The 16,650-nt window shown below is 67.1% G+C and carries 14 protein-coding genes; 10 read left to right on the top strand and 4 right to left on the bottom strand.

From position 1 onward, the window contains the following. Positions 1 to 2 precede the first annotated feature (2 nt). From tdh to Q1A36_RS07435, 3 genes are all read left to right on the top strand, one after another. Positions 3 to 1,028, top strand: a complete 1,026-nt coding sequence (gene tdh, locus Q1A36_RS07445; RefSeq protein ID WP_299841618.1) for an L-threonine 3-dehydrogenase — start codon at positions 3 to 5, stop codon at positions 1,026 to 1,028. Between the two features lie 108 nt (positions 1,029 to 1,136). Then, positions 1,137 to 3,722 carry a putative PEP-binding protein gene (locus Q1A36_RS07440; RefSeq protein WP_299841550.1) on the top strand — a complete coding sequence of 862 codons (2,586 nt, stop codon included), beginning with the start codon at positions 1,137 to 1,139 and terminating at the stop codon, positions 3,720 to 3,722. Between the two features lie 388 nt (positions 3,723 to 4,110). Continuing rightward, a complete protein-coding gene (locus tag Q1A36_RS07435) occupies positions 4,111 to 4,605 on the top strand; it encodes a cell wall hydrolase (protein ID WP_299841548.1) in 495 nt (164 codons plus the stop codon). A gap of 61 nt (positions 4,606 to 4,666) precedes the next feature. Here Q1A36_RS07435 and Q1A36_RS07430 read toward each other — a convergent pair whose 3' ends face one another. Then, the gene (locus tag Q1A36_RS07430; protein WP_299841616.1) at positions 4,667 to 6,316 is read right to left on the bottom strand and encodes a Na/Pi symporter; all 1,650 of its coding nucleotides are present in this window, start codon (positions 6,314 to 6,316) and stop codon (positions 4,667 to 4,669) included. 134 nt (positions 6,317 to 6,450) lie between these two features. On the opposite strand from Q1A36_RS07430, the gene Q1A36_RS07425 reads away from it, so the two are divergent. From Q1A36_RS07425 to glmM, 3 genes are read left to right on the top strand one after another with little or no spacing between them, the layout of a single operon-like run. Further along, entirely contained in the window at positions 6,451 to 7,239 is a 789-nt protein-coding gene (locus Q1A36_RS07425) for a dihydroneopterin aldolase (protein ID WP_299841546.1), read from the top strand. Further along, positions 7,236 to 8,225, top strand: a complete 990-nt coding sequence (folP, locus tag Q1A36_RS07420; RefSeq protein ID WP_299841545.1) for a dihydropteroate synthase — start codon at positions 7,236 to 7,238, stop codon at positions 8,223 to 8,225. The genes Q1A36_RS07425 and folP overlap by 4 nt, the downstream gene beginning before the upstream one ends. Further along, positions 8,222 to 9,565, top strand: a complete 1,344-nt coding sequence (gene glmM, locus Q1A36_RS07415) for a phosphoglucosamine mutase (RefSeq protein WP_299841543.1) — start codon at positions 8,222 to 8,224, stop codon at positions 9,563 to 9,565. The genes folP and glmM overlap by 4 nt, the downstream gene beginning before the upstream one ends. On the opposite strand, the gene Q1A36_RS07410 is transcribed toward glmM, so the two are convergent. Together Q1A36_RS07410 and Q1A36_RS07405 are read right to left on the bottom strand one after the other, a co-directional pair. Continuing rightward, positions 9,562 to 10,011: a GNAT family N-acetyltransferase gene (locus Q1A36_RS07410; RefSeq protein ID WP_299841542.1), complete on the bottom strand. Its 450-nt coding sequence runs from the start codon at positions 10,009 to 10,011 to the stop codon at positions 9,562 to 9,564. The two genes, glmM and Q1A36_RS07410, sit on opposite strands and share 4 nt — an antisense overlap. 8 nt (positions 10,012 to 10,019) lie before the next feature. Next, positions 10,020 to 10,862, bottom strand: coding sequence for a MoxR family ATPase (locus Q1A36_RS07405; RefSeq protein ID WP_299841540.1), 843 nt, complete (start codon positions 10,860 to 10,862; stop codon positions 10,020 to 10,022). Between the two features lie 172 nt (positions 10,863 to 11,034). Here Q1A36_RS07405 and dksA point away from each other — a divergent pair, with 172 nt between their 5' ends. The 4 genes from dksA to Q1A36_RS07385 all read left to right on the top strand — a co-directional run bounded on the left by dksA (position 11,035) and on the right by Q1A36_RS07385 (position 15,370). Then, positions 11,035 to 11,457 carry an RNA polymerase-binding protein DksA gene (gene dksA, locus Q1A36_RS07400; protein ID WP_101751814.1) on the top strand — a complete coding sequence of 141 codons (423 nt, stop codon included), beginning with the start codon at positions 11,035 to 11,037 and terminating at the stop codon, positions 11,455 to 11,457. 72 nt (positions 11,458 to 11,529) lie between these two features. Next, positions 11,530 to 12,744, top strand: a complete 1,215-nt coding sequence (locus Q1A36_RS07395; protein ID WP_299841537.1) for an FAD-dependent monooxygenase — start codon at positions 11,530 to 11,532, stop codon at positions 12,742 to 12,744. 62 nt (positions 12,745 to 12,806) lie between these two features. Beyond that, positions 12,807 to 14,000, top strand: coding sequence for a low temperature requirement protein A (locus Q1A36_RS07390; RefSeq protein ID WP_299841535.1), 1,194 nt, complete (start codon positions 12,807 to 12,809; stop codon positions 13,998 to 14,000). A gap of 89 nt (positions 14,001 to 14,089) precedes the next feature. Beyond that, positions 14,090 to 15,370, top strand: coding sequence for an O-acetylhomoserine aminocarboxypropyltransferase/cysteine synthase family protein (locus Q1A36_RS07385; RefSeq protein ID WP_299841533.1), 1,281 nt, complete (start codon positions 14,090 to 14,092; stop codon positions 15,368 to 15,370). A gap of 94 nt (positions 15,371 to 15,464) precedes the next feature. On the opposite strand, the gene Q1A36_RS07380 is transcribed toward Q1A36_RS07385, so the two are convergent. Continuing rightward, entirely contained in the window at positions 15,465 to 16,448 is a 984-nt protein-coding gene (locus Q1A36_RS07380; RefSeq protein WP_299841531.1) for an SIMPL domain-containing protein, read from the bottom strand. Positions 16,449 to 16,650: the final 202 nt, after the last annotated feature.

Here is a 16,650-nt window from a genome sequence, read left to right as displayed (position 1 = left end):
TGATGCGCGCGCTGGTCAAGTCGCGCCCCGAGCCCGGCCTGTGGATGGAAGAGGTGCCGGTTCCCGAGCCCGGCCCGAACGAGGTGCTGATCCGCGTCGGCAAAAGCGCGATCTGCGGCACCGATGTGCATATCTGGAACTGGGATGCCTGGGCGGCGAAGACCGTGCCGGTGCCGCTGGTCACCGGTCACGAGTTCTCGGGCGTCATCGCCGATACCGGCAGCGCCGTCACCCGCTTCAGGCCGGGGCAGCGCGTCTCGGGCGAGGGTCACATCACCTGCGGCGCCTGCCGCAACTGCCGCGCCGGGCGTGGGCATCTGTGCCGCAACACCCTGGGCGTCGGTGTTCAGCGCGCCGGTTCCTTTGCCGAATACCTGTGCCTTCCGGAAAGCAACGTCGTGCCGATCCCCGAGGACGTGCCCGACGAGATCGCGGCGATCTTCGATCCGTTCGGCAATGCCGTTCATACCGCGCTGAGCTTTGATTGCGTGGGCGAGGATGTTCTGGTGACGGGTGCCGGGCCGATCGGCATCATGGGCGCGCTGGTGGCGCAGCGCGCCGGGGCCCGCAAGGTGGTGATCACCGACATCAACCCCACCCGGTTGGATCTCGCGCGCAAGCTGGGCGTGCCTTATGCCATCGACACCAGAGCCGAGGACCTGCGCGAAGTGATGGCGCGGATCGGCATGACCGAGGGCTTCGATATCGGTCTGGAAATGTCGGGTGCGGCACCCGCCTTCCGCCAGATGATCGACCTGATGAACAATGGCGGCAAGATCGCCATCCTGGGCATTGCGCCCACCGGCTTCGAGATCGACTGGAACAAGGTCATCTTCAAGATGCTGCATCTCAAGGGCATCTATGGCCGCGAGATGTACGAGACCTGGTACAAGATGATCGCCTTCGTGCAGTCGGGCCTGGATCTGACGCCGCTGATCACCCACCGCCTGCCGATCGACGAGTTCGAGGCCGGCTTCGCCGCCATGCGCAAGGGCGAGGCCGGCAAGGTGGTGCTGGACTGGCTGTAACGCCGCTGCCGCCCTCGGGCGGCGGCCCCCGTTCGGTGCCGATTTCGCCGCCGCCGTGTTGTTCGCACTTGCAGCATTGCCATAACGCGCTATTCCTATGGGGTTATGATGACGGCGGCACCCATTGACGCGACCCTGATCACGCCTTCGGCGGGGATCGACCGGACACGTCATGGCTGGCGCGCCAAATGCCTGCAGCGGCTGGTGCGGATGGAACTGCCGGTGCCGCGCAGCCATGCGATTTCCGCCGACAGCGTGCAGAAGATCGCCGCCGGCCATCCGCCCGACATCGACATGCTGGCGAGCCTGCTCAGCAGCACCGAATGCCCCGGCCAGCCCGCCAGCGGGCTGGTCAGCGTGCGGCCCTCGGCGCTGAACCCCGAATGGGGCGGCCCGGGCACGGTGCTGAACGTCGGCATCAACGACAACTGCCACCAGGGGCTGATCGGGCGGATCGGGGCCGAGGCCGCCGATGCCATCTACCTGCGCTTCGTGCAGGCATATGCCATCCACATCGCCCGCCTCGACCCTGACATGTTCGCGCAAGAGGGCGAGGGCGCGCTGCGCGAGGCGCTGCGCACCTATGCCGACGAGATGGACGAGGAATTCCCGCAGAACCCCGCCGTGCAACTGGCCGAGGTGCTGCGCTCGATGGCGCGGGCCTGGGACGGTCCGACCGCGCGGCTGCTGCGCCAGGCCAAGGGCGCGCCGGCCGATGCGCCGCTGGGGCTGGTGGTGCAGGAAATGGCGCTGGGGATCGGCCCGGGCTTCTGCGGCACAGGCACCATTCAGTTCTGCGACCCGGTCACTGGCGCGCCGCGCATCACCGGCCGCTTCCGTGGCCAGATGCAGGGCAGCGTGCGCACCGCCGCCGCCGAGACGCTTTACCTGACCCGCGATCCGCGCGGGCTTTCGCTGGAAGAGGCCGCGCCCGAGGTCTTTGCCGACCTGGTCCGCTTTGGCGTCGCCGCGCGCGAGCGTCTGCGCGAAGAGATGATGATCGATTTCGTGGTGAATGACAGCCGCGTCTCGATCATCGACGCGGTGCGGTTGCAACGCAGCTCGCGCGCCTCGGTCAGGATCGCGGTGGCGCTGGCCAAGGACGGGATCATCCCGCCGGAAGAGGCGCTGATGCGGGTCGAGCCGCGGGCGCTGTCGGACCTCTTGCACCACCAGGTCGATCCGCGCGCGCCGCGCGACCTGATCGCGCGCGGCATCAATGCCAGCCCCGGCGCCGCCACCGGCAAGATCGTCTTCTCGGCCACCGCCGCCCAGGCCAGCGCCGCGCGGGGCGAGCCCTGTGTACTGGTCCGCCGCGAGACCGTGCCAGAGGATATCCGCGGCATGCACGCCTCGGTCGCGGTGCTGACCGAGCGCGGTGGCATGACCAGCCACGCCGCGGTGATCGCGCGCGGCCTCGGCCTGCCCTGCATCGTTGGCGCCTCGGGGATCAGCATAGACCCGCGCGCCCGCACCCTGCGCGCCGGCACCCGCAGCTTCCGCGAGGGCGAGGAAATCACCATCGACGGCACCACCGGCGAGGTGCTGGCCGGCGCCGCCGCCATGCTGGAACCGGCGCTGGATGACAGTTTCGCGCAGCTACTGGAATGGTCCGACGAGTTCCGCCAGATCGATGTCCGCGCCAATGCCGACACGCCCGAGGATGCCCGCACCGCGCGCATGTTCAACGCGCAGGGCATCGGCCTCTGCAGGACCGAGCACATGTTCTTCGACGCCGAGCGCCTGCCGGCCATGCGCGAGATGATCTTTGCCGACAAGCCCGAGGACCGGCGGCTGGCGCTGGCGCGCATCCTGCCGATGCAGCGCGACGATTTCGCCGCGCTCTTCGAGATCATGGCCGGGCTGCCGGTCACGATCCGCCTCTTCGATCCGCCCTTGCACGAATTCCTGCCCCATGACCGCGAGGGCATGCGCGAGCTGGCCGAGTCGCTGGACCTGCCGCTGTCGGATGTCATGCGCCGCGTCGATGCGCTGTCCGAGTTCAACCCGATGCTGGGGATGCGCGGGGTCCGCCTCGGCATCGTCATGCCCGAGATCTACGACATGCAGGCCCGCGCCATCTTCGAGGCAACCGCGCTGGCCGGTCGCAAGGGCGACCCCGTGGTGCCCGAGATCATGATCCCGCTGGTCTCGGCCATGCGCGAGGTCGAGCTGGTCAAGAACCGGGTCGATGCCGTGGCCGCCGAGGTCAGGAACAAGATGCACGCCGATTTCACCTATCGGCTGGGGGTGATGGTCGAGACCCCGCGCGCCGCCCTGCGCGCCGGCGACATCGCGGCCCATGCCGCCTTCCTGTCCTTCGGCACCAATGACCTGACGCAGATGACCTATGGCCTGTCGCGCGATGATGCCGGGCGCTTCATGGGCGCCTATGTTGGCCAGGGCGTCTATGCCGAGGACCCGTTCCACATCCTCGACCAGGAGGGTGTGGGCGAATTGCTGATGATCGGGGCCGAGCGTGCGCGTCAGAAGACGCCCGGCATCACGCTGTCGGTCTGTGGCGAACATGGCGGCAACCCGGAATCGATCGCATTCTGCCATCGCGCCGGCTTTTCCTATGTTTCCTGCTCTCCCTTTCGTGTACCGGTCGCGAGGTTGGCAGGCGCGCAGGAATCGATTCGGGCGAGCTACAACGATTCGGACCATAAACCCCCGAAACGGTTCCCCGATTAGGCCCGAAGCGGTCCTAATATCGGGTGCAAATTGCTGATTCTCGCCAGTTATCGCCGTGAGGCTCGGCGAGATATCGCCAATTCTGCGCTGCAGCATCGCGAAACCGGAACTCACCCATCTGTGCGCTAGATCGCCGGGCGCGCTTGCACCTATCCAGATCGTCGAAGTTCAGCCGGTCATCTGCTCTGACCGGTTCCCGGGCCGCACCAGGCCCATCAATGTAAACGACGATACAGGTCCGATCATGCACTCGCTGCTGCCAAAGCTGATGCGTCATTGTCTCTCTGTTGCGATTGTTTCCGCGGTTGTTGCGGGTTCGGCCAATGCCACTGGCCTGCCCTCTGTCTATTCTTCGGATGGTCAGGCGCTGCACGGAATCGCAGCGCCCATGGATATGCCGCGGCCCAAGCCGCTGCTTTATGTCGATGCCGAGCCGGTGCAGGTCGCCGGCGGGCCGGAACAGGTCTACAAGACCCGCGCCACCACCGCCTATTCCGGCCGCGATCTGGATTGCATGGCCGAGGCGCTGTATTTCGAGGCCCGCGGCGAGGGTCGCCAGGGTCAGGCCGCCGTGGCCGAGGTGATCCTGAACCGCGTCGCCAGCGGTCGTTTCCCGAACTCGGTCTGCGGCGTCATCAACCAGCCGAGCCAGTTCAGCTACACGATCGGCGGTCGCAAGACCATCCGCAGCAAGGCCGCCTATCTGCGCGTGCGGCAGGTGGCCGAGAATGCCCTTGCGGGCGGCACCGGCAACCTGACCGGCGGCGCCACCTATTTCCACACCCCCGCCGTGCGCCCGGCCTGGTCGCGCCGCTTCGAGCGCACCGTCCGCATCGGCCGTCACATCTTCTATCGCACCGGCCAGCGCATCGCCTCGAACTGAGGTTCGCGTCAGCGCATCCAACTGTAGAAAATCGGCAAGGCGGGGCTTCGGTCCCGCCTTGTCAGTTTTGCGATCCCGCCTGCGCCCGCGGCGGCAGGGTGGTCTCCGTGGGCTTCAACCGCGTCGCCTCCAGCTGGCCCTGACGTTCCAGCACCGCATAGCCGACCGTCGCCAGCTTGCTGTTGATCTCTTTCACCGCCGCGATCAGCTCGAGATGCTGGTTGCTGGAACTGAGGCTGGTCAGGTTGCCGGAACCCACGCGCTGAAGATGCCGGTTGCGGCTCTGCTGTTCCAGCCCCGTCACTCGCTGCTTGTGCAGCACCAGCTGCCGCGCCGCCTCCTCGTCCTCGGTCCAGAGCACGTTGCGCGCCAGTAGAAGGCCGGTATCCAGCGCCTCCATCAGCCCGTCGATCTCGGCCGCGCCCTCGGCGGTGAAACGGTATTCACCGCTTTCGACCTGCTGGCGCACCTCGAGGAACTTGCCCGAGATCATGTCGCCGCAGCGTTCCAGCCGGATCGAGAATTCCAGCGCGTTCTGCACTTCGGCTGCCTGCCGCTCGGGCAGTTCCGGCAGGCCGGCAAAGGCGTTGCGGGTTTCGGCCAGCGCCGTGTTCAGCTGCCGCTCGGCCTCGCGCACACCCTCGGCGTTGGGGGGATGGGAGATGGCGCGGGCGAACATGGTCGACAGGATCTCGAGCATTCGCCCCACCTGCGTCTTCAGCGCCACCACGATCAGAGTCGGGTCAGATGTATCGGCCGGCAGGGTGAAGCGGGCGTGGGCGCCCGTTGCATCCCGGCGCTCGGCCCGCCCGGCCATCCGACGGGCCAGAGGGGCCAGAAGCAGCAGGAACAGGTTGAAGCCCAGATGCCCGCCCAGCATGGCGTCATGGGCAGAAAGCTCGACCTGCCCCGCCAGTTGCTCGCCCGCCAACGCCAGACCGGCGGTCAGCACCACCCCCAACCCGCAGCGCAAGCTCGCCACGATGCGGGCCACGGCCAGCCCCGGCCCGGCCTCGTTTCTCAGCAGCCACAGCGGCAGCAGCGCGCTGCCCAGGTTGCAGCCCAGCACGAAGCCCAGCCCCGCCACCGGCCCGAGCGCTCCATGCGCCGCAAAGGCAAGGCCGGTCAGGATGGCGGCGAGGCTCGAATGCATCAACAGCGTCAGCACCAGCCCGCAGATCGCCGCCGTCACCGGATCGGCATTCAGCGCGCCGATCACGCCGCTGGCGTTCTGCAGCGCCTGCAGCGGCTCGACCGCCTCGCGGATTAACCGCAGCGACAGGAAGATCAGCCCCAGACCGAGGATCACCCGGCCGATATTGCGCCGCCCAGCCTCGGCCGAATTGAGATAAAGCCAGCCACCGACGACCAGAAGCAGCGGCCCGATGGCGCTGATCGGCAGGGTCAGCACCTGCACCGCCAAGGCCGAACCAAGATCGGCCCCTATCGCCAGCAGCACCGCCGAGACCATCGGAATGGTATTGCTGCCGACCAGCCCCGCCGCCATCAGCATGACCACGGTGGCGCCCTGCAGCACGAAGCCCAGCACCCCGCCCTTGGCCAGAAGCGAGACCGTGCCGGCACCGTCGCGCAGCCGGCTCTGCAAGCCGCCGCCCCATTGCCGCTCGATCCCCACCCGCATGAAGCGCACGGCAAAGAGCAGCAGCAAGGCACCGCTGAACAGGTGGATGGTGAAGGACAGGATCTGCATGGGCACTCGGACTTGGAACGGTCAAGGTAACAGGAAACCGTTTGTAATCGGTTGACGCTGGAATACCAGCGCCCCGGCGACCAACGGGCCCGATCCCCCTTGCGCGGGGCGGGAATTGCCGGATAACGGGGCGCATGGATCACCCCGACCGCCTTCATCTGCGCGATTATCTGGTCAGTGCCGATATCGGCGCCTTCCAGTCCGAGCGCGGCCAGACACAACGCCTGCGCTTCAACCTGACCGTGGAACTGGGCCAGCGGGTTTCGGGCGCCGGCGACCAGGTGGATCAGATCCTCTCCTATGACGTGCTGACCGATGCGGTTGCCGCCGGACTGGCCGATCAGCGTTACAACCTGCTCGAAACGCTGGCCGAGAAGATCGCCGCCGAGGTGCTGGCCCATCCACGTGCCGCCCGGATCGACGTGACCATCGAGAAGCTCGACCGGGTGCCCGGCGCGCTTGGCCTGTCGATCATCCGCCAGAAGGGCCGGGTCACCGCCGAGGCCGTGACGCGTCGTCCCGTGGTGATCCATCTCGGCACCGACCGGCCGCTGACCTCGCCCGCCGGGGCGGTGATCGTGCCCGCCGCGCCGGGCCTGCCGCTGCCGTCAACGGGCGATCAGCGCCGGATCGCGCTTCTGGCGCTGGATCAGGCGGCGTGGGCGCTGGCCGGGCGGCTGGGGCTGGATGTCTCAGACAGCCGCACCGAGATGGACTGGTCCATCGCCAATGGCTTGTCCACGGTCTGGGCGCCCTATCGCATGGTGGCCGACGAGATCGCCCTTTCCGCCGACACTGTAGAACTTGCACTCTGGCTGGCCGGGCGGCTGAATGCCGAGCGGCTGGAATTGGCCCTGCCCGAGGGCACATCCCTGCCCGACGCCCCTGCCGGCTCTGATCTCACCATCGCCCGCCTGCCATGACCGATCCGCTCTATTATCGCCCTATCCCCGCGCCCCTGACCGGGCGCTGGCCGCTGGCCGGTGGCTGGACCCGCTTCTCGCAGCTCGAGATCCTTCAGCGCGGCGCGTTGCCCCGCATTAGCGACACAGCCCCGGACGAGGTGATCGCTGCGCTGACCGCCCCCCGCGCGCCGATCCTCGGTCTCACCCTCGATCGCCCGCGCCTCATGGGCATCGTCAACGCCACGCCGGACAGCTTCTCGGATGGCGGCGCCTATGATCCGGGCGCGCAGGCCTTGGCGTTGATCGCAGATGGCGCCGATATTCTGGACATCGGCGGCGAATCCACCCGCCCCGGCGCGGCAGAGATGCCGCAGGATCGAGAGCTTGCGCGCATCCTGCCGGTGATCGACGCCGCGCGGGGCCGCGCGCCGATCTCGGTCGATACCCGCAAGGCCGGGGTGGCGCGGGCGGCGCTGGACACCGGCGCGGGCATGGTCAACGATGTCTCGGGCTTCGACTTTGACCCCGCTTTGCCCGGCCTCGTGGCCGAGGCCGGCGTTCCCGTCTGCCTGATGCACGCGCAGGGCCTGCCCGAGACCATGCAGGACGATCCGCGCTACGGCGATGTGCTCCTGGATGTCTATGACGCGCTCAAGGCGCGGATAGACCGGGCGGTTCAGGCGGGTATTCGCCGCGACCGGATCGTGATCGATCCGGGCATTGGATTTGGCAAGACCGAGGCGCATAATCTTGCCATCCTGCGGCGCATCTCGCTGTTTCATGCTTTGGGTTGCCCGATCCTTCTGGGCGTCTCGCGCAAACGCTTCATCGGCACCGTCGGCGGGGCCGAGGTCGCAGCGGATCGCGGGCCGGGCACCCTGGCGCTGACCATCGAGGCGCTGGCGCAGGGCATACAGATTCACCGCGTCCATGACGTGGCCATGATGAAACAGGGACTGCGGCTTTGGGCAGCCGTCAACGAGTACAGGGCAGAACAAGAATGAGCAGGAAGCTTTTCGGAACCGACGGCGTCAGGGGCCGCGCGAATACCTTTCCCATGACCGCCGAAATGGCGCTGCGTCTTGGCGCCGCCGCCGGCCGCTATTTCCGCCGCGACGGGCGCAACGGCCACCGCGTGGTGATCGGCAAGGACACCCGCCTGTCGGGCTACATGATCGAGAACGCACTGACCGCCGGACTCACCTCGACCGGTATGAACGTGCTGCTTCTGGGTCCGGTGCCGACCCCGGCGGTGGGGTTCCTGACCCGCTCGATGCGGGCGGATGTGGGGATCATGATCTCGGCCAGCCACAACCCGGCGGCGGACAACGGCATCAAGTTCTTCGGCCCCGACGGCTTCAAGCTGTCCGACGAGGCCGAGGCCGAGATCGAGCGTATCGTCGCCGGCAGCTTCGACCTGGCGCAGCCGCAGAATATCGGGCGCGCAAAGCGCATCGATGACGGGCGCGGGCGCTATGTCGAATATGCCAAGACCACATTCCCCACCGGCCAGCGGCTGGACGGGCTGAAGGTGGTCGTGGATTGCGCCAATGGCGCCGCCTATCGCGCCGCGCCGGATGTGCTGTGGGAACTGGGCGCCGAGGTGATCCCGGTGGGGGTCGAGCCCAATGGCCTCAACATCAACGAGGGCTGCGGCAGCACCCATCCCGAGGCCTGCGCCGAAGCGGTGCTGAAACATGGCGCCGATCTGGGCATCAGCCTTGACGGCGACGCCGACCGGGTGGCGATCATCGACGAAAAGGGCCGTTTGGCCGATGGCGACCAGATCATGGCGCTGCTGGCCAGCCGTTGGGCCGATGCGGGCCGGCTGAAAGGCGGCGCGCTGGTGGCGACCGTCATGTCCAATCTGGGGCTCGAACGCTATCTGCAGGGGCGCGGCTTGCGGCTTGAACGGACCAAGGTCGGGGACCGCTATGTGGTCGAGCGGATGCGCGGTCAGGGCTTCAACCTCGGCGGCGAGCAGTCGGGCCATATCGTCATGACCGATTACGCCACCACCGGCGACGGGCTGATCGCGGGGCTGCAATTCCTCGCCGCCATGGCCGATAGCGGCCAGCCCGCCAGCCAGCTGGTCAGCCAGTTCGACCCGGTGCCGCAGATGCTGAAGAATGTCCGCTATGCCGCCGGGGCCGATCCCTTGTCGACCGAACCGGTCAAGGCGGTGATCGCCGAGGCCGAGCGGCGGCTGAACGGTTCGGGCCGGGTGCTGATCCGCAAATCGGGCACCGAGCCGCTGATCCGGGTGATGGCCGAGGCCGAGGACGAGACCATGTTGCGCGAGGTCGTCGACGGCATCGTCGCCGCCGTCGAGAAGGCTGCCTAAAGCGGGCGGTTATAGCGGATGAAGGGCGATTTCACCGCCAGGCGATCATAGAGCATGCGGCCGGGATAGTTATTCTCGGCCGTCAGCCAGTAGACCGCAGGAACGCCCTTGGCATCCGCCGCCGCATAGACCGCCTCGATCAGCGCGCGCGCAACGCCCTTGCCGCGCGCCTGCGGCGCGGTGAACAGATCCTGCAGATAGCAGACCCCTTCCGGACGCCAGAGATTGGGGTGAAAGACGTAATGCGTCAGCCCCAGCAGCTGCCCGTCCTCCTCTGCCACCAGCCCGTGAAAATCGCGCGGATCGCCCGAGAGCAGCCGGTCGAAGGCGTGATCGAAAAAGGATTGCGGCAGGTCGGGGCGTTCGTAGAACCGCTGATAACCGTCGTAAAGCGCCTGCCACCCTGCCTTGTCGGCAGCCGTGACCGGCCGGACTGTCACCTGCATCGCCAACCTTACCGCCCCTGCCGCCGGGCCATGAAGGCCAGCTTCTCGAACAGCGCCACGTCCTGCTCGTTTTTGAGCAGCGCACCATGCAGGCGCGGCAGGATCTGGTCGGGCGCGCGCTGCAGATCCTCGGGGGCCAGATCCTCGGCCAGGATCAGTTTCAGCCAGTCCAGAAACTCGCTGGTCGAGGGCTTCTTCTTCAGCCCGGGCACCTCGCGCAGCTCGAAGAACTGGGTCAGCGCGGTATCCAGAAGGCGCGGTTTCAACCCGGGGTATTGAACGCTGACGATCTGCTTCAACGTCTCGGCATCGGGAAAGCGGATGTAATGAAAGAAGCAGCGGCGCAGGAAGGCGTCGGGCAGTTCCTTTTCATTGTTCGAAGTAATCACCACCACCGGCCGGTGTCTTGCGCGGATGGTCTCGCCGGTCTCGTAAACGTGAAATTCCATGCGGTCGAGTTCCTGCAGCAGGTCGTTCGGGAACTCGATATCCGCCTTGTCGATCTCGTCGATCAGCAGGACGACCTTGCCCGGCGCATCGAAGGCCTGCCACAGCTTGCCCTTGCGGATGTAATTGCCGACATCATGCACGCGTTCATCGCCCAGCTGGCTGTCGCGCAGCCGGCTGACCGCGTCGTATTCATACAGACCCTGCTGCGCCTTGGTCGTTGATTTCACGTTCCATTCGATGATCGGCAGGCCCAGCCCGGCGGCCATCTGCCGCGCCAGCTCGGTCTTGCCGGTCCCCGGCTCGCCCTTGACCAGCAGGGGTCGCTCCAGCGTCACGGCGGCATTGACGGCGATGGCCAGTTCGGGGGGTGCGACATAGTCCCGGGTGCCGGTGAATTGCATGTAAGGACTCCTGAACCTGCTCCAACTCGGCGGCAACCTAGGACGCTGTCCCGCCGCCCGCAAGATTGGCGCAGACGTTAACCCTAACTTATATCGACAAGGGGGATTCCTTCCTTTATGGGTCCGCTCGAGGACCCGGACCCCCCAACGTCCCGGCCGAGCCGGAGGAAATATGAAAGCTCAAACCTTCCTGCCTCAGGATTACCGTCCCGCCGAGGACGAACCTTTTATGAATGACCGTCAGTTAGAGTATTTTCGTCGCAAATTGCAGGCATGGAAGCAGGAACTGCTCGAGCAATCCGCCGAAACGCTCGAAGGACTTCAGGACAGTGGCCGCAGCGTGCCGGATATTGCCGACCGCGCCAGCGAGGAAACTGACCGGGCGCTGGAACTGCGCACCCGCGATCGCCAGCGCAAGCTGGTCTCCAAGATCGACTCGGCGCTGCGCCGGATCGAAACCGGGGATTACGGCTATTGCGAGGTGACTGGCGAGCCGATCAGCCTCAAGCGGCTGGACGCGCGCCCCATCGCCACGATGACGCTGGAAGCGCAGGAAAAGCACGAGCGGCGCGAGCGCGTTCACCGGGACGACTGATCCGGACTGCTGACGGGGCGGCGACCTGCGGGATCGACGCCCCGGCACAAGGACGGCGAAAGGACAAGGATCATGTCGGAAAGCACCGAGGGTCCGAGTCCAGCCGTCCTGTCTGCGCGACGCGGCAACAATCTGAAAGACCGCCCGGCCACCCTCATCGGCGCGGGCATTGGCGGATTGACCGCCGCGCTGGCGCTGGCCCGGCGCAGGGCCGAGGTGCATGTGCTTGAACGCGCGCCCGAGCTGACCGAGGTCGGTGCAGGCCTGCAGATCTCTCCGAATGCGGGCCGGGTGCTCGAGGCGCTGGGGCTCGGCCCGGCGCTGGATGCGGTGTCGGTCAACGGGCGCGGGGTCCGGATGTGGGATGCGGCAGGCCGACCCATCGCCCGGCTCGACCTTGCCGCGCGACGCCCCGCTGCCCGCTTCCGCATGATTCACCGCGCCAGGCTGGTCGAGGTGCTGGGTGCCGCAGCCGAGGCCGAAGGCGTGACCCTGCGGCTTGGCCACATGATCGACGCCCTGCCGCGCGAGCCGCTGGTCATCGGCGCGGATGGGATCAACAGCCGGGTGCGGCAGGTGCTGAACGGCACCGAGGCGCCCTTCTTCACCGGCCAGACCGCGTGGCGCGCGTTGATCCGCGACCCCGAACCGCCCGCCGATGGCACGGGCTGGGCCGACCTGTTCCTCGGGCCGAAACGGCATCTGGTCAGCTATCCGCTGGCTGGCGGACTTCGCAACATCGTCGCCGTGGTCGAGCGCCCGGACTGGCAGGCCGAGGGCTGGTCGCAGGCCGACGACCCGGCCCATCTGCGCGCTGCCTTCGCGGCTTTCGGCGGGCCGGTGCCCGACTGGCTGGCTCGGGTCAGCGAGACCGGCATCTGGGGCCTTTTCCGCCACGAGGTCGCGCGGCGCTGGCAGGATGGCAGCCGCGTCATCCTTGGCGATGCCGCCCATCCGACCCTGCCCTTCATGGCCCAGGGCGCGGCGCTTGCGATCGAGGATGCGGCGGTGCTGGCCGCCTGTCTCGATGCTGACCCAGACCAGACCGCCGCGCTGGCCCGATACCAGTCGCTCCGGGCCGAACGGGCGACGAAGGTCGTGGCGCTGGCCAGCGCAAATGCCCGCGCCTATCACCTGACCGGGCCAAAGCGGCTGGTCGCCCATGCCGGGCTGCGGGTGATCTCGCGCCTTTCGCCCGAGCGGCTGGCCGGGCGGTTCGACTGGATCTATGACCATGACCCTCTGGCCGTGACAGCAGCAGGGCCTGCGGCAGGTCGTCGCATCTGAAGGCTTGAGTTTTCCGCGAAATCTCCTCCTATCTGGGACGGCAATCCCCGACGAGGCTTCTCATGGTTCACCTCCCCGCCCTTCCCGCCCGCAATCCCGCGCAGCACCATCGCGCGGCCACCCAGCTGGAACTGTTCTTCGATCTGGTCTTCGTCATCGCCATCGCCTCGGTCACGGCGGCGCTGCATCACGGCATCAGCGGGGGCCATGGCATCGAGGTGCTGCCGCGCTTCCTCTTCCTCTTCATCTCGATCTGGTGGTCGTGGATGAACTTCACCTGGTTCGCCAGCGCCTTCGACAATGACGGCCCTCTCTATCGGCTCTTGACCATGACCATCATGATCGGGGCGCTGATCTTCGCCGGCGGGGCCGGACATATCTTCGAGACGCTGGACATGCAGTGGGGCGTGCTTGGCTGGTGCATCATGCGGGTCGCCATGGCGCTTCTGTGGCTCAGGGCCAGCAGCAATCCCGCCTATCGCGCCACCTGCCGCCGCTTTGCCGCCGGCATCCTGATCGCGCAGGTCGGCTGGATCCTCGTCTATCTGCTCTGCGCGCCCGGCTCGACTGCCTTCTTCATCGGGGCCGGTCTGGTCTTCCTGATCGAGTTCTCGGTGCCCGTTTTTGCCGAACGCGCCGGCGCCACGCCCTTTCACCGCCACCACATCATCGAACGCTACGGCCTGCTGACCATCATCTCGATGGGCGAGATCATGCTGGCGATCAGCGTCGGCTTCAGCATGATGTATGGCGAAGATGGCCTGATGTGGCCGGGCGTGGTCGCGCTTGGCGGGGCGGTGATGGTGCTGGCGATCTTCTGGCTCTATTTCACCGAAGAGGATCACTTGCCCCGCGCCGATACCAAGACCGCCTTCATCTGGGGCTATTCCCATGTCTTCATCTTCGGCTCGGTCGCGGTGCTGGGCGCCGGGGTCGCGGCCGAGCTGGATCTGGCCAGCGATCACAGCAAGGCGACACCGGCAGAGCTGGCGATGTGGCTGGGCCTGCCGCTCGCGGTGTTCATGCTGGCGCTCTGGGTGGCGCGCGACCGGCATTTTCACCACGGCATCCGCAGCCTTGCGCTGCCGGTCATGGCCGGGGTCTCGGTCGTCGGGGCCTTCCTTGACCTGCCGACCTGGGGCTTTGCGCTGATCGCGGTCGTGGCGGTGCTGTGGCGCTGCCCGATCCACGAACCCGCGCCCGAAGCCGGCACGGTGCTGGACCACGGCCAGCCGGCAAGCGACCAGAGGCACTGATCTGGTCCCGCCGCTTGCCCCCCGTTTTCCCGTTGCGGGGGGCGGGTCTCGGCCTCTAGGTTGTCCGCGACCACAGGAGGATCAGCCAGATGACCCAGGGCTTCGACACGACCGCCATCCATGCCGGCACCGCAGCCGACCCCGCCACCGGCGCGCGGCAGGTGCCGATCTATCAGACCACCGCCTATGCCTTCCGCGACGCCGATCACGCGGCAAAACTGTTTAACCTGCAAGAGGTCGGCTATATCTATTCGCGGCTGACCAACCCGACGGTCAGCGCGCTGCAGAACCGCATCGCGGCGCTGGAGGGCGGGGCCGGCGCGGTCTGCTGTTCCTCGGGTCACGCGGCGCAGATCATGGCGCTGTTCCCGCTGATGGGACCGGGGCTGAACATCATCGCCTCGACCCGGCTTTACGGGGGCACCGTCACCCAGTTCAGCCAGACCATCCGCCGCTTCGGCTGGTCGGCGAAATTCGTCGATCTCGACGATCTCGTGGCCGTCCGCGCCGCCATCGACGGTGACACCCGCGCGATCTTCTGTGAATCGATCAGCAACCCGGGCGGCTATGTCACCGACATCCCCGCCGTCGCGGGCATCGCGAACGAGGCCGGCATCCCGCTGATCGTCGACAACACCCTGGCCACCCCCTATCTCTGCAAGCCGCTCGAGATGGGCGCGACGCTGGTTGTCCACAGCCTGACCAAATACATGACCGGCAATGGGACCGTGACCGGCGGCGTGGTGGTGGACAGCGGCAATTTCGACTGGTCGGCCAGCGACAAGTTCCCCAGCCTCTCGGCCCCGGAACCCGCCTATCACGGGCTGAAATTCCACGAGACCTTCGGCAACCTCGCCTTCACCTTCCACGGCATCGCCATCGGGCTGCGCGATCTGGGCATGACCATGAACCCGCAGGGCGCGCATTACACGCTGATGGGGATCGAGACCCTTGGCCTGCGCATGCCGCGCCATGTCGAGAACGCCCAGAAGGTCGCCGAATGGCTGGAGAAAGACCCGCGGGTGAACCTTGTCACCTATGCGGGCCTCGCCTCCTCGCCCTGGAACGCGACGGCGAAGCGCGTCTATCCCATGGGCGCGGGTGCGATCTTCACCTTCGAGATCAAGGGCGGCTATGCGGCGGCGGTCAAGCTGGTCGATGCGCTGCAACTCTTCAGCCATGTGGCGAACCTGGGCGATGCCCGCTCGCTGGTGATCCATTCCGCCTCGACCACGCACCGGCAGTTGAACGAGGATCAGCAGCGCGCCGCCGGTGCAGGCCCCGAAGTGGTGCGGCTGTCGATCGGACTGGAGGATGTGGGCGATCTGATCGCCGATCTGGACCAGGCGCTGGCCAAGGCGACGGCCTGAGAGTGCTGCCCAGATGACGAGGCCCGGGGAGCGTTTCCCCGGGCCTTTTCGATTGCCGTGTTTCGAACGGCTGTGTGACAGCTTCGGCCTGACCTCAGTTCGAGGGCGCCGCCTCCGCGTCGGGTGCCTCGGCCTCCGGTGCTTCGCCCTCGGGCATCTCGCCCTCGGGCTCGGGTTCGGCCCCGGGTCCAGCCTCGGGCGCGGCATCATGCTCGCCCTGCCCGGGACCCATCGCGGCGCATTCTGCCATCGCCGCCTCGTCGCGCAGCGCGAACTGCATCTCGACCTGCGCCATCATGGTCAGCTCACCACCCTGCACCGGCACCGCCTTGGCGGCCCCGGCATCCATCGCCTGCCGCATCATCATCGGCTCGGGCCCGCCCTGCGTATAGACGACATCGCGCATGGTCAGAACCGGGCCAAGCGTCAGGCCGGCAGCCTCGGCGATCACCTCGGCGCGGTGCTGGGCATCGGCCACCGCGTCGCGGCGCGCCTCGTCCTGCATCTCGTCGGAATTGTCGCGGCCGAAGGTGATGCCGTTGATCTCGTTCGCGCCCGCCGTGACCAGCCCGTCCAGCGTGCCGCCCAGACCCTCGAGGTCGCGCACCCGCACCGTCACCATGTTCTGCGCCTGGTAGCCTGTGACGCGCGGCGGCTGGCCCTCGCGCGAATAGTCCATCATCGGCGTCAGGTTCAGACCCGAGGTCTGGATGTCGCGTTCTTCGACGCCCGATCCGGTCAGCGCCGCGATCACCGCCGTCTGCTGCTCGGAATTCGCGGCCATCGCCGCCGCTGCCGTCTCGGCCTGGGTGGTGACGCCCAGATTGATCGTCGCCATGTCGGGCTGGCCCAGTGCCTGGCCCTCGCCGGTGACAGAGATGCGGGCGCCGTGAGGACCCATGCCCTTGCCGTGGCAGGCTTGATGCCCGCCCATGCCGGGTTTGTCGCCGGGCGCCGCCATCGCGGGGGCGGCAGCCATCAGCGCCGCGCCTGCCAGCAGCCCGGCCAGAATCCCCCGCCCGCGCGCCTTGCGGGTCGGAACGGGCCTCGTGGTGGCGGCGGTGTCTCGTGATTTCATTTGGTAACTCCTGTTGGGGGATGCCTGCCCCGCTGAACGCCGATCTTAGGGATTTGTTCATCGATTTGCGTTCACAGCTTCGCCAGTTTCCCTTTCCCCACACAAGGAATTGAGGTAAATCATGAAGACAACACCAGATCGGGACAAACCCGCGCGCCGAGGCTTAGCAGACCGTCATGACCAAGCATTTTACCGCTGCATT

The organism is uncultured Paracoccus sp., assembly GCF_947487305.1.
In the GTDB taxonomy this organism is placed as follows: Bacteria; Pseudomonadota; Alphaproteobacteria; order Rhodobacterales; family Rhodobacteraceae; genus Paracoccus.
The sequence above is the reverse complement of the archived record's forward strand: the minus strand, read 5'-3'. Positions and strand labels throughout refer to the sequence as shown.

What these genes read in the sequence shown, in the direction of transcription:
- Q1A36_RS07385 (WP_299841533.1), top strand. Translation starts at nt 14,090, where the DNA reads ATGACCCAGGGCTTCGACACGACCGCCATCCATGCCGGCACCGCAGCC.
- Q1A36_RS07430 (WP_299841616.1), bottom strand. Translation starts at nt 6,316, where the DNA reads ATGCAGATCCTGTCCTTCACCATCCACCTGTTCAGCGGTGCCTTGCTG.
- tdh (WP_299841618.1), top strand. Translation starts at nt 3, where the DNA reads ATGCGCGCGCTGGTCAAGTCGCGCCCCGAGCCCGGCCTGTGGATGGAA.
- Q1A36_RS07435 (WP_299841548.1), top strand. Translation starts at nt 4,111, where the DNA reads ATGGATATGCCGCGGCCCAAGCCGCTGCTTTATGTCGATGCCGAGCCG.
- dksA (WP_101751814.1), top strand. Translation starts at nt 11,035, where the DNA reads ATGAAAGCTCAAACCTTCCTGCCTCAGGATTACCGTCCCGCCGAGGAC.
- glmM (WP_299841543.1), top strand. Translation starts at nt 8,222, where the DNA reads ATGAGCAGGAAGCTTTTCGGAACCGACGGCGTCAGGGGCCGCGCGAAT.
- Q1A36_RS07390 (WP_299841535.1), top strand. Translation starts at nt 12,807, where the DNA reads ATGGTTCACCTCCCCGCCCTTCCCGCCCGCAATCCCGCGCAGCACCAT.
- Q1A36_RS07380 (WP_299841531.1), bottom strand. Translation starts at nt 16,448, where the DNA reads ATGAAATCACGAGACACCGCCGCCACCACGAGGCCCGTTCCGACCCGC.
- folP (WP_299841545.1), top strand. Translation starts at nt 7,236, where the DNA reads ATGACCGATCCGCTCTATTATCGCCCTATCCCCGCGCCCCTGACCGGG.
- Q1A36_RS07405 (WP_299841540.1), bottom strand. Translation starts at nt 10,862, where the DNA reads ATGCAATTCACCGGCACCCGGGACTATGTCGCACCCCCCGAACTGGCC.
- Q1A36_RS07410 (WP_299841542.1), bottom strand. Translation starts at nt 10,011, where the DNA reads ATGCAGGTGACAGTCCGGCCGGTCACGGCTGCCGACAAGGCAGGGTGG.
- Q1A36_RS07440 (WP_299841550.1), top strand. Translation starts at nt 1,137, where the DNA reads ATGACGGCGGCACCCATTGACGCGACCCTGATCACGCCTTCGGCGGGG.
- Q1A36_RS07395 (WP_299841537.1), top strand. Translation starts at nt 11,530, where the DNA reads ATGTCGGAAAGCACCGAGGGTCCGAGTCCAGCCGTCCTGTCTGCGCGA.
- Q1A36_RS07425 (WP_299841546.1), top strand. Translation starts at nt 6,451, where the DNA reads ATGGATCACCCCGACCGCCTTCATCTGCGCGATTATCTGGTCAGTGCC.